The organism is Ruegeria sp. YTSC199, from assembly GCF_059609725.1.
The window spans coordinates 80,609-91,250 of sequence record NZ_JBXWMF010000015.1 but is presented as its reverse complement, the minus strand read 5'-3'; the positions used below and the strand labels follow the sequence as shown (position 1 = coordinate 91,250).

Annotated in this window: 10 protein-coding genes; 5 read left to right on the top strand and 5 right to left on the bottom strand. The window is 59.8% G+C overall.

Annotation, left to right across the window (positions count from 1 at the left end; translation table 11 throughout):
- Entirely contained in the window at positions 1 to 525 is a 525-nt protein-coding gene (locus AC2FEE_RS15375; protein WP_496866204.1) for a component of SufBCD complex, read from the bottom strand.
- Positions 526 to 644: 119 nt separating this feature from the next.
- Between AC2FEE_RS15375 and hemB the strand changes: the two genes are divergently transcribed.
- The 4 genes from hemB to AC2FEE_RS15355 all read left to right on the top strand — a co-directional run bounded on the left by hemB (position 645) and on the right by AC2FEE_RS15355 (position 5,500).
- Positions 645 to 1,643, top strand: a complete 999-nt coding sequence (hemB, locus tag AC2FEE_RS15370) for a porphobilinogen synthase (protein ID WP_496866203.1) — start codon at positions 645 to 647, stop codon at positions 1,641 to 1,643.
- A 141-nt stretch (positions 1,644 to 1,784) separates the two neighbouring features.
- Complete coding sequence (locus AC2FEE_RS15365) at positions 1,785 to 2,360, top strand: lipid-binding SYLF domain-containing protein (protein WP_496866202.1); 576 nt, start codon at positions 1,785 to 1,787, stop codon at positions 2,358 to 2,360.
- Positions 2,361 to 2,533: 173 nt separating this feature from the next.
- Entirely contained in the window at positions 2,534 to 4,996 is a 2,463-nt protein-coding gene (locus AC2FEE_RS15360; protein WP_496866201.1) for a penicillin acylase family protein, read from the top strand.
- A 108-nt stretch (positions 4,997 to 5,104) separates the two neighbouring features.
- Positions 5,105 to 5,500, top strand: a complete 396-nt coding sequence (locus AC2FEE_RS15355; RefSeq protein WP_496866200.1) for a nuclear transport factor 2 family protein — start codon at positions 5,105 to 5,107, stop codon at positions 5,498 to 5,500.
- A gap of 3 nt (positions 5,501 to 5,503) precedes the next feature.
- Here AC2FEE_RS15355 and hflX read toward each other — a convergent pair whose 3' ends face one another.
- The 4 genes from hflX to trkA form a co-directional block, all read right to left on the bottom strand.
- Positions 5,504 to 6,775, bottom strand: coding sequence for a GTPase HflX (gene hflX, locus AC2FEE_RS15350; RefSeq protein WP_496866199.1), 1,272 nt, complete (start codon positions 6,773 to 6,775; stop codon positions 5,504 to 5,506).
- The gene (hfq, locus tag AC2FEE_RS15345) at positions 6,775 to 7,014 is read right to left on the bottom strand and encodes an RNA chaperone Hfq (RefSeq protein ID WP_010440340.1); all 240 of its coding nucleotides are present in this window, start codon (positions 7,012 to 7,014) and stop codon (positions 6,775 to 6,777) included. The genes hflX and hfq overlap by 1 nt, the downstream gene beginning before the upstream one ends.
- A 124-nt stretch (positions 7,015 to 7,138) precedes the next feature.
- Positions 7,139 to 8,677 carry a TrkH family potassium uptake protein gene (locus tag AC2FEE_RS15340; protein ID WP_496866198.1) on the bottom strand — a complete coding sequence of 513 codons (1,539 nt, stop codon included), beginning with the start codon at positions 8,675 to 8,677 and terminating at the stop codon, positions 7,139 to 7,141.
- Positions 8,677 to 10,053: a Trk system potassium transporter TrkA gene (gene trkA / locus AC2FEE_RS15335; RefSeq protein ID WP_496866197.1), complete on the bottom strand. Its 1,377-nt coding sequence runs from the start codon at positions 10,051 to 10,053 to the stop codon at positions 8,677 to 8,679. The genes AC2FEE_RS15340 and trkA overlap by 1 nt, the downstream gene beginning before the upstream one ends.
- A gap of 96 nt (positions 10,054 to 10,149) precedes the next feature.
- Here trkA and AC2FEE_RS15330 point away from each other — a divergent pair, with 96 nt between their 5' ends.
- A complete protein-coding gene (locus tag AC2FEE_RS15330; protein ID WP_496866196.1) occupies positions 10,150 to 10,632 on the top strand; it encodes a hypothetical protein in 483 nt (160 codons plus the stop codon).
- Positions 10,633 to 10,642: the final 10 nt, after the last annotated feature.

Sequence of the window (10,642 nt, the reverse complement as noted above, 5' to 3'; positions counted from 1 at the left end):
CTATCCCAGAACCCCAATCGAGAAGTTCTGATACATGCCCCAAAGTGATGTGATCAAGATCGAGATCATGCCGATGATCTGCGTGTAGATCCGGCAGCGGGTCAAAACCTTGCCGACAAACTCCAGCGATCCGTCACTGCGCCGCAATTTATGCGCGGCCCTGATGTTTATGAGCGTCACCAGGCACATGGGAAACAACAGTAAGAATACAGCCTGGGCGAACTCGACTTCATAGTAAAAGCCAAGCATCGCCAGCCCGGTGAAGAAGAAACAACTCAGCCCCAGTATGATCAATCCGGATTTATCAACGATAAACAGAATTCGGTTGCCGTTGATCCGGACTATATCAAGCAAATCCTGCTCGGTCTGGCCTCCAACACGGCGGGCGCGCACCAGCAGGTCGAACGGGACCCCCATAGCCCAGTGACTTACCGATGACCAAAGCACGGCCAGAACGATCCAATACCACAGATTCGAAAAGCTGCGCATATCGATGATTTCGAAAAGCGAAGAGTATAAGTCCAAGCGTCAGCCCTTTGTTCCCAGTCCTGAGGGGCTTTTTCGCATCGGCGCGTCCATCCTTACCCTTGAGACCACACGGAATTCATGCCACCCAATGCGGGAATATTCAAGGAGAGCGCGACATGAAACCGACCATCGCCCCCTACCCCCTGATCCGCTTTCGCCGGGCACGCCAATCACAGGCCGTGCGCGGGCTTGTCAGGGAAAACACGCTGACCGCCGATGACCTGATCTGGCCGGTTTTCGTACGCGACGGCGAGGGTGTGGAAGAACCCGTGCCGTCGATGCCCGGCGTCGTGCGCCGCTCGGTCGACCTGATCGCCAAAGCCGCGGTTGAGGCGCAGGCCTTGGGGATTCCGGCGATTTGCATCTTTCCCTACACCGACCCCAGCCTGAAAACCGAGGACTGCGCCGAGGCTTGGAACCCCGACAACCTGTCGAACCGGGCGATCCGCGCGATCAAGGCTGCCGCCCCGGATATCGCGGTGATGACCGACGTCGCACTGGACCCGTACAACATCAACGGACACGACGGTTACGTCGTCGATGGCGAAATCGTGAACGATCAGACGGTTGAAGCGCTGGTGAAAATGACGCTTGCACAGGCCGACGCCGGAGCCGACATCATTGGCCCGTCCGACATGATGGATGGCCGCATCGGCGAGATGCGCCGGGCGCTGGAATCTGCGGGACATCAGAACGTGATGATCCTCAGCTATGCCGCGAAATACGCCAGCGCCTTTTACGGCCCGTTCCGTGATGCGGTGGGGGCTTCCGGCGCGCTGACCGGGGACAAGAAGACCTATCAGATGGACCCGGCCAATTCGAACGAAGCCCTGCGCCTGATCGAACGTGACCTGACCGAGGGCGCAGACATGGTGATGATCAAGCCCGGGATGCCTTATCTGGATATCTGCCGTCGGGTGAAAGACACCTTTGGCGCGCCGACCTATGCCTATCAGGTGTCGGGTGAATACGCGATGATCCAGGCCGCGGCGCAAAATGGCTGGATCGACGGGGAAAAGGTGATGTTGGAGAGCCTACTGGCTTTCAAGCGTGCGGGCTGCGACGGTATCCTGACTTATTTCGCACCAGAGGTCGCCCGCATCCTACAGGGCTAAAACCCCAAATTGTCGCAATTTTTCGCCGATTGTGATCTGCGGTAGCTCAGCTTTCCCGTGACACGCAGCCGCAATCGGCGTACTCTTGCACACAAGATCGGGATCACCCGACATATCAGGCACTTATACAGAGAAAAAAACATGAGCAGTTCCAATGCACCCCGACTAAGCCGTCGTGGCTTTGCCTTTGGCATGGCCGGATTGACGGTAACCGCAGCCTGCGGCAATGGCGTCGGCAGTTCCAACGCAGCTAAGATCGATGCCCGCGTCGATGCCACGCTTGCCGAGATGTATGCAAAATATCCCAACACAGTTGAGATCGCCAACAAGGCCACCGGCATGTTGGTTATGCCCCTGATCACCGACGCCGGACTAATCTTCTTTGGCGGCGCCTACGGCCAAGGTGCGTTGCGCATCGAAGGCGCAACAGTTGACTACTATTCCGCAGTTTCGGGAACCGCCGGCCTGCAAATCGGCGCCCAGCAATATGCACATGTCCTGTTCTTCATGACGCAGGACGCACTGAATGACTTCCGCCGCTCCAGCGGATGGACCGCCGGTGCTGATATTGGCTATGTTGTTGATGCAACAGGAAGTTCCCTGTCCGCGGACACAACGACACTGCGTTCGCCAGTGCTGGCGGTCGTATTCGGACAAGCCGGTCTGAAATTCGGCGCCACGGTCGAAGGCACCAAATACACGCGGATCATTCCATAATTCCGGGCTACCACACGCCCCTCGGACGACCCCCGCCACAGCCCCTCTGTGGCGGGTTTTTCTTACTTATTTATCTGTAAACTCGAATATTCCCGGGCTGTTCCTCTTTCGGTCAGAACGGGCATCCACTAACCTTGCCGAAATTGGAAATGGATCGGGATTAAAGACCACAAATGGGTTTCGTTTTTCGCTGGCTGTTGCGTATCACAACAGGTCTGGTCCTGCTGGCTCTTGCCGCTGTGGCGCTGGTGTATTTTCTGGCCAGCCAGTCCCTGCCGGACTACAATCAGACGGTTGAAGTCACCGGTCTAACCGCCCCGGTCGAGATCATCCGAGACACTGCAAACGTCCCCCATATTCTGGCCGAAGACGACCCGGATGTGTTCTTTGGCCTCGGTTATGCCCATGCTCAGGACCGTCTTTGGCAGATGACCGTGATGCGCCGCACCGCTCAGGGCCGTCTGTCCGAAGTGTTCGGCACCCGCACCGTCCATATCGACAAGCTGCTGCGCCGGCTGGACCTGTACGGGCTGGCCCACCGCTCGGTCGATGTACAGGACGATTACACCAAGGCTGCGTTACGCGCGTATGCCGCCGGAGTAAACGCGCGGCTGGATGAGATCAACGAGGCCGCCCTTGGTCGGGGCGCGCCCGAGATGTTCCTTTTCAACGCGCCCGTTTCCCCGTGGCAGCCCGGCGACAGTATCGCGGTGATCAAACTAATGAGCCTGCAACTGTCCGGCCATCTTGAGGACGAAGTGCTGCGGGCGCGCACTTCGCTGATGCTGAACGACCCCGCGCGGCTGGCTGACATACTGCCGAACGTTCCGGGTGCAGGTATCGCGGCCCTGCCCGAATACGCCGCGTTGTTTCCCGGCCTGCCCCGCTATGCCCGTGGCGCACCGATGCCCGACAGCCCGCTGTCACCTTTCCCGAAACGCGGGTTGGCCGGAGCGTCAAATGCCTGGACTGCCGCGCCGTCGCGTTCCGCCAGCGGAGGTACATTGCTGGCCAATGATCCTCATCTGGGCTTCACCGCGCCGGGCGTCTGGTATCTGGCGCGGCTGGAACTTGCAAAGGGCGGCGTGATAGGCGCGACAATCCCCGGCATTCCCGCCGTTATGACCGGGCGCAGCGATCGGCTGGGCTGGGGTCTGACGTCCTCGTATCTGGACGATCAGGATGTGCATATCGAGCAACTGAACCCGGAAAACCCCGAAGAATACCTGACGCCGGACGGCTACAAAACATTCCGCACCCGCCCGTCGATCATCGAGATCAAAGACGAGGCCCCGATTACTCTGACCCTGCGTTGGACAGATAACGGCCCCGTCCTGCCCGGCAGCCACTATGATCTGGAAACGATCACCCCGCCCGGCCATGTCGCCTCCTTATCCTGGACGGCGCTCAGCCCGCGCGATACGTCGATGACGGCGTCGATGGCGTTGATGAATTCGGACAGCGTCCGGCAGGGCATCGATGCAGCCCAGTTGTTCATCGCACCCTCGCAGAACCTGTCGCTGGTGGACAAGGACACAATCGGTCTCAAGCTGATCGGAGCGATGCCGAAACGCGACCTGCAAAACCAAAGCCGGGGCCGCATCCCGACCCCCGGCTGGCTGGCCGAAAACCTCTGGCAGGGTCGCTTGCCCTATGCCGACAACCCGGAATTCGTGGCCCCCGTCGGTGGCATTCTGGGCAACACCAACAACAAGATCATCAACCGCCCGTTCCCCGAGCATGTGTCCTATGAATGGGGCGACACCCAGCGCGTGCACCGCTGGGAACGCCTGATGCAATCGCGCGAGGTCCACACCCGCGACAGCTTTATCGAGGCGCAGCTGGATACCGTCAGCTTTACCGCCAGATCACTGCTACCGCTGATCGGCGCAGACCTGTGGTTCACCGGAGCCTCCGCCCCCGAGGGCACGCCCGAACGCCAGCGCCAGATTGCGCTGTCACTGCTGGCAGAGTGGAATGGTGAAATGAACGAACACCTGCCCGAGCCGCTGATCTATGCCGCATGGTTGCGCGCATTGCAGATCCGGCTGATCTCGGACGACCTCGGCCCACTGGCCGCCGAATACAAACATGTCCAGCCGTTGTTCATTGAACGCGTCTACCGCGATATCGATGGTGCATCGGTCTGGTGTGACGTGCGCCAGAGTGCCCCGACAGAGACCTGCACCGACATGGCACGGCTGGCGCTGGACGACGCGCTGATCTGGATTTCCGAGAACTATGGCAGCGCGCTGGAATCCCTGCGCTGGGGTGACGCGCATCAGGCAACCCATGACCACCCGGTTCTGGGCACGGTCCCGGTGCTGCGGTTTTTCGTCAACATCCGCCAATCCACCAGCGGCGGTGACAACACCCTGCTGCGCGGGCGCACCTCGGGCGAGGGCAAGAATCCGTTCCAAAACGTGCACGGCGCGGGCTATCGCGGGGTCTATGATTTTGCCGACCCGGACAGCTCGGTCTTTATCACCGCCACTGGCCAATCTGGCCATTTCCTGTCACGCTACTACGACGATCAGGCGCAACTGTGGCGGCGCGGAGAGTATATCCCCATGTCGCTGGACCTCGATCTGGCCCGTGCAGCAGCCGTTGGTGTAACCAACCTGATCCCGCGCTGATTTCGCCTGTTTCGGCAGGACCTTGCCCCTTTTTGCGGGTGCCGTGGACGCCGACCCGCCTTTTCGCCTACGATCTGGAGGCCAACAAGTTGGGACCGGGGGACACAAATGGCAAGTATACGGGATAGGCTGAACAATCTCGCGCGCGATTACGCAATCGCCTGGAGTTCGGGTGACCCGAACGCGGTGGCCGAGTTCTTTGCGCCCGATGGGCAGATTTCGATCAACCAGGGTGAGCCCATGGTCGGTCGCGGGGCTGTAGCCGACGTGGCCCGCGGGTTCTTTGCCGACTTTCCCGATCTGGAACTCAGATGCGATATGCTGCGATGGGCCGGTTCACACGCGATCTTCGTCTGGACACTGGAAGGCCATCACACTGAAACCGGCAACCTTGTAGTCACCCGCGGTTGGGCTGAGTGGGAACTGACCCCGGACCACAAAATCCAATCCTCAACGGACTGGTTTGACGCGAACGACCATCAACGACAGATAGACGGCTCCTGATCCCTAAAGCGCCGCAAACTGCGCCGCCTGTTTGTCGGTCCACAGCACGGTGATCTCAAACCCGTCCTCGGTTTGCTTTTCGGACCGCACAACATCCTGCCTGAACAGCCAGGCGCGCTTGTTTCCTTGGGCGAAACCCAGCATCAGGGTCTCTTCGTGGCGCGCGCCTTGCAGTTTAGTGGCGATTTCGGCCAAAAGTGGGTCAACACCCTCTCCCGTCACCGCCGAGATAGCAAAGATCGATGGATCGCGATTCGCGCGTTTGAAGACGGCTTCGCGTTCGTCCTCATTCAGCAGATCGATCTTGTTCCAGACCTCAAGCCGGGGCCGTTCGTCATCGACGCCCAAAGAGGTCAGGATCGCCTCGACATCCTGCGCCTGCGCGTCGGTTTCCTCATGGCTGATGTCACGGACATGGATGACGATATCGGCACCCAGAACCTCTTCCAGCGTTGCCCGAAAGGCCGCAACCAGTTCCGTCGGCAGGTTTGAGATGAACCCCACTGTGTCAGACAGGATAACCTCGGGTCCATCGGGCAGCTCAACTCGTCTCATGGTCGGGTCCAGCGTTGCGAACAGCATGTCCTTGGCCATTACCTCGGCCCCGGTCAGGCGGTTGAACAGTGTGGATTTTCCGGCGTTGGTATATCCCACCAAGGCCACAATCGGATACGGCACCTTGGCCCGTGCGGCGCGGTGGAGCGTACGGGTCTTGACCACTTTCTGCAACTGACGCCGCAGGCGGACCAATTGTTCATCAATGGCGCGGCGGTCAGCCTCGATCTGGGTTTCACCGGGACCACCGACAAACCCCAGCCCACCCCTTTGCCGTTCCAGGTGTGTCCAGGCCCGGACCAGACGGGTGCGTTGATAGCTCAGCGCGGCCATCTCAACCTGCAGCACACCTTCGCGGGTACGGGCGCGGTCACTGAAAATCTCCAGGATCAGTCCGGTTCGGTCAAGGATCTTGACCTTCCACGCCTTTTCAAGGTTGCGCTGCTGAACGGGCGAAACCGAGCCGTCGATCAACACCAGTTCAATCTCGTTTTCGTGCAGACGCTGGGCCAGTTCCTCGATCTTGCCGCTGCCAAACAGCAACCCCGGCTGGGCGCGTTGCAGGCGCACGATTTCGGACCCGATCACATCCAGATCGGGTAAAGCTGCGGCCAGTGCCACTGCCTCCTCCAGCGCCGGTTCGGGAACACGGCGCTGTTCATCTGATTTGATTTCCGGATGCAGCACCCAAGCCCGGGTGCGCGTCCTTTCATGTTCCATCAAGAGGCGTCTTCGCCCTCATACAGGCTTATCGGTTGCGACGGCATGATCGTCGAAATCGCGTGTTTGTAGACCAGCTGCGACTGTCCGTCGCGGCGCAACAATACGCAGAAATTGTCGAACCAAGTGATCACGCCCTGCAATTTCACACCGTTGATCAGGAAAATTGTGACCGGTACCTTTGCTTTCCGTACATTGTTCAGGAACGCGTCCTGAAGATTCTGTCTGTCCGAAGCCATATTTTATTATCTCGCCATTGTTCTTGCTACGCGCTGCGGACCAACGCGCTCCCTCTGGCTGAGTATGGAGTGGAGTTAACCGAGTTTCCAGATCAAAAATCAGTCATTGCAAGACTGTTGAATCCTAGTCCCGCCAGAGGCTTGGCGTAATCAGCGCGATGATCGCCAGCGTTTCCAGCCGTCCGATCACCATCGCCGCGCACATAGTCAGCTTGGCCCCGGCAGACAGGTCCACGATCCGGATCGGAAAATCCGTGGCTAATTCGATCAGTGGACCCGTGGTGCTGAGCGACGCAACAGTCAGAACCATGGCCTGTTCGAACCCTGCCCCCATTAACCCAAGCAGCAGGTTGAACAGTGCTGCCGTCAACGCGAACATCATCAAGAAGATCCACGCGATGAAGGCACCGTCGCTCTGAATGCGCCGGTTGCCACCGCCCTCGCCGCTGACCGACGAAGGATAGATCAACCGGTCAATCTCGCGCGCGCCGTTCAGGTACAGGGCGAAAACCCGCAGCAGTTTGACCCCACCTGCGGTGGTGGCGACGCCGCCACCGATCAGGGCCAGCCCCATCAGGATCAGCCCGGGCGTACCCAACCCCGAAAGCTGCTGCGCGTCATTCCAATTGGCGCTCTCGAATCCGGCGGTGGTAAGGAAGGACAACACCGTGAACAGCATGCCCCAGAACACCTTCACGGCCTCGATCGGGTTCAGAGTGCCGCCGATTTCGTTGACCCCGGCCCATACGCGGAAGAACAGCAGTGTGGCAACGACGATCACGATCACTAGGCCGATCCGAAACTCAGGGTCCTTGTCCAGCCGCGAGTACCCCGTTGTGGCTGTATCGGTGGAAAAGGTCAGCCGCGACAGGGCGAAAAACAGAAACAGAAACAGGATCGCCTCGCCGGTAAAACCGGCTTGCGCTCCCTCCAGCCCGCCCACCGGAGAAATACCGGACGTAGCCATCGTGGACATGGCATGGCAGATGGCAGTCAACCCCTGTTCACCCGCGATCAGCAACAGCAGCCAGATCACCGCCGTCAGCCCCGCATAAACCGGCGTCAGCGTCAGCGTCACCCGTATCAGGCGTCCGCGCGGGTCGACCTTTTCGCTTTGCGCCACGCCCGAGACCGGACGGCCGGGCTGCCCCCGCGCGGTCACCTCGAACCCACCCAGCGACAGCGGTGCCAGGATTGCCGCGGCTGAAATCCACATCAGCAAACCACCCATCCAGCCCACTAGCGCCCGCCACAGATGCAGAGGCGCCGTCAAGCGGTCGGGATCGGGGAAAACGTCGGCGCCCGTGGTCGTCAGTGCGCTGACCATATCGAAATATGCGTTCAGGAAAGTCGTGTTTCCCAACGCATCATGCAGAGGGATAGCAAGGAACACCGGCAGGACTGTAAAACAGCCCAATAGCACCGCCAACTGCCCCAGCGTCCCGCGGCGCGGCACCCGGCTGGACGCTGCCATCGCAATCGTTGCCACGACAAACAGCCCCAACAAACCAGAATAGAAGAACGACCGCGAAGTGTCGTGGTTGTCCAACGCCAGCGCATAAATCGCGGGTACCCACATGGACAGCGAGAAAACGCCCCAGATCAGCAGAAACAGCGGCAAGCGCCGCACCAGCCCGATCCGTTGTGTCCTCGCGCGTATCATCAGAAGAAATCGATCGAAACCTGCATCAGCCGCTCGACCTCAGGGACATCCTTGGCCATGGCAAATATCGCCACCACATCTTTTTCCTCGATCCGCAAACTGCCGGTGGGGCGCAACAGCTCGTCACCTTTGAGGACCGCCCCCACCAGAACGCCCTCGGGGAAGTCGATGTCGCGCAGTCTTTGCCCTGCCATGGGAGACGTGGAAAGCACCTCGGCCTCGATCACCTCGGCCTCGGCATCGCCGATGGAATAGACCTGCCGTACACGCCCGTGGCGAATGTGGCGCAGAATCGAACTGACCGTGGTCGCGCGTGGGTTGATATAGGCGTCGATCCCGAGCGGGCCCATCAGAGCGACCATGCTGGGATCGTTGATCAGCGCAATTGCCAGCGCGCAGCCTTCTGCCTTGGCCCGTACGGCGGCCAGCATGTTGGCGCGGTCGTCATCGGTGACCGCCAGCATCGCGTCCGCACGTTCAATACCAGCCTCGCGCAGCAAGGCAGCATCCAATCCGTCACCGTTCAGTACAATGGTGCGCTCCAGCGCTTCGGCAGCCAGCTCAGCACAGTGGCGGTCACGCTCAATAATCTTGGCGCGCACCCGGCTTTCGCGTTCTTCCAGAGTTCGCGCTACCTCAAGCCCGACATTACCGCCCCCCACGATGACCACGCGATCCTGCTTCTTTTGGGTCTTGCCAAAGACTTCCATCGTGCGGTCCACGTCTTTGACATTGGTAAAGACATAGCATTCGTCACCGACAAACAGTTGATCCTCGGATTCCGGAGCGAACAGGCTGCCATCGCGCCGAACCCCAACGACAATCGAGCTGAGCGTCGAAAACAGATCCGTCAACTGGCGCAACGGCGTGTTTATGATCGGACAGTCTTCGTCTATGCGAATGCCCAGCAACTGCGCCTTGCCGTCCATAAACATTTCGGTGTCAAAGGCCGACGGCGCAGACAGGCGGCGCATGGCGGCGGCGGCCACTTCACGCTCGGGGCTGATCACCACGTCGATGGGCAAGTGGTCGCGACGGTACAGATCAGAGTGAATCGCCTCGAGGTAGGATTTCGACCGCAGGCGCGCGATCTTGCGCTGGATCGCGAACACCGAGTGCGCCATCTGACAGGTGACCATATTCACTTCGTCCGAATGGGTCGCGGCGATGATCATATCGGCATCGCGGGCTCCTGCTCGCTCCAGCACATCCGGGTAACTAGCGAACCCGGCGATCCCCTGCACATCCAGCGTTTCGGTCGCGCGGCGCACCAGGTCGGGGTTGTTGTCCACCACCGTTACGTCGTTGAGTTCGCCCGACAGGTGCCGTGCAATCTGCCAGCCAACCTGACCGGCACCGCAAATTATGACCTTCATGTTTTTGGCCCTTCTGCCTGAATTCTTTGAATGACAGATGCCCCCATAGCGGTCAATTGAATTGTCATACCCGCGCAGCTAAGGCAAGATAAGCCCATGAAAACAGTGCTTCGTTTACTTATTCCAATGATTGCCCTGTCCGCATGCAGCGGTCCGCTTTCGCTTTATTACCGCGAGGGAGAAAGCGTATCGCGTGTGCAGTCCGAAACCACACAATGTCAGGTTCTGGCGCTTGAGGACGTGCCGGTGGCCAATCAGGTGCGGCAAAACCCGCCCACGTACTGGCCCGGCCGCACCTATTGCGATGGTCGGGGGCGCTGCTACCGCTCGGCCGGCTGGTGGCAACCAGGGAGCGTGTACACCGTCGACGTCAACCAAGGGCTGCGCAACCAGGTCGAGACGCAATGCATGGCCAAAAAGGGATTTCGCCCGGTCAGCCTGCCCCCCTGCAAGCAAAACGTAAAGTCACAGGTTGCCGCGGCGGCGACAACGACACTGCCGCAATTGAGTACCCAGTCCTGTTACGTGAAATTCGACAACGGGTCATTCCAGATCATCACACCCGGTCAGGCTGGGTAACGGCCCGGCG

What these genes read in the sequence shown, in the direction of transcription:
- hfq (WP_010440340.1), bottom strand. Translation starts at nt 7,014, where the DNA reads ATGGCTTCGGACAGACAGAATCTTCAGGACGCGTTCCTGAACAATGTA.
- trkA (WP_496866197.1), bottom strand. Translation starts at nt 10,053, where the DNA reads ATGAAGGTCATAATTTGCGGTGCCGGTCAGGTTGGCTGGCAGATTGCA.
- hemB (WP_496866203.1), top strand. Translation starts at nt 645, where the DNA reads ATGAAACCGACCATCGCCCCCTACCCCCTGATCCGCTTTCGCCGGGCA.
- AC2FEE_RS15365 (WP_496866202.1), top strand. Translation starts at nt 1,785, where the DNA reads ATGAGCAGTTCCAATGCACCCCGACTAAGCCGTCGTGGCTTTGCCTTT.
- AC2FEE_RS15360 (WP_496866201.1), top strand. Translation starts at nt 2,534, where the DNA reads ATGGGTTTCGTTTTTCGCTGGCTGTTGCGTATCACAACAGGTCTGGTC.
- AC2FEE_RS15330 (WP_496866196.1), top strand. Translation starts at nt 10,150, where the DNA reads ATGAAAACAGTGCTTCGTTTACTTATTCCAATGATTGCCCTGTCCGCA.
- AC2FEE_RS15355 (WP_496866200.1), top strand. Translation starts at nt 5,105, where the DNA reads ATGGCAAGTATACGGGATAGGCTGAACAATCTCGCGCGCGATTACGCA.
- hflX (WP_496866199.1), bottom strand. Translation starts at nt 6,775, where the DNA reads ATGGAACATGAAAGGACGCGCACCCGGGCTTGGGTGCTGCATCCGGAA.
- AC2FEE_RS15340 (WP_496866198.1), bottom strand. Translation starts at nt 8,677, where the DNA reads ATGATACGCGCGAGGACACAACGGATCGGGCTGGTGCGGCGCTTGCCG.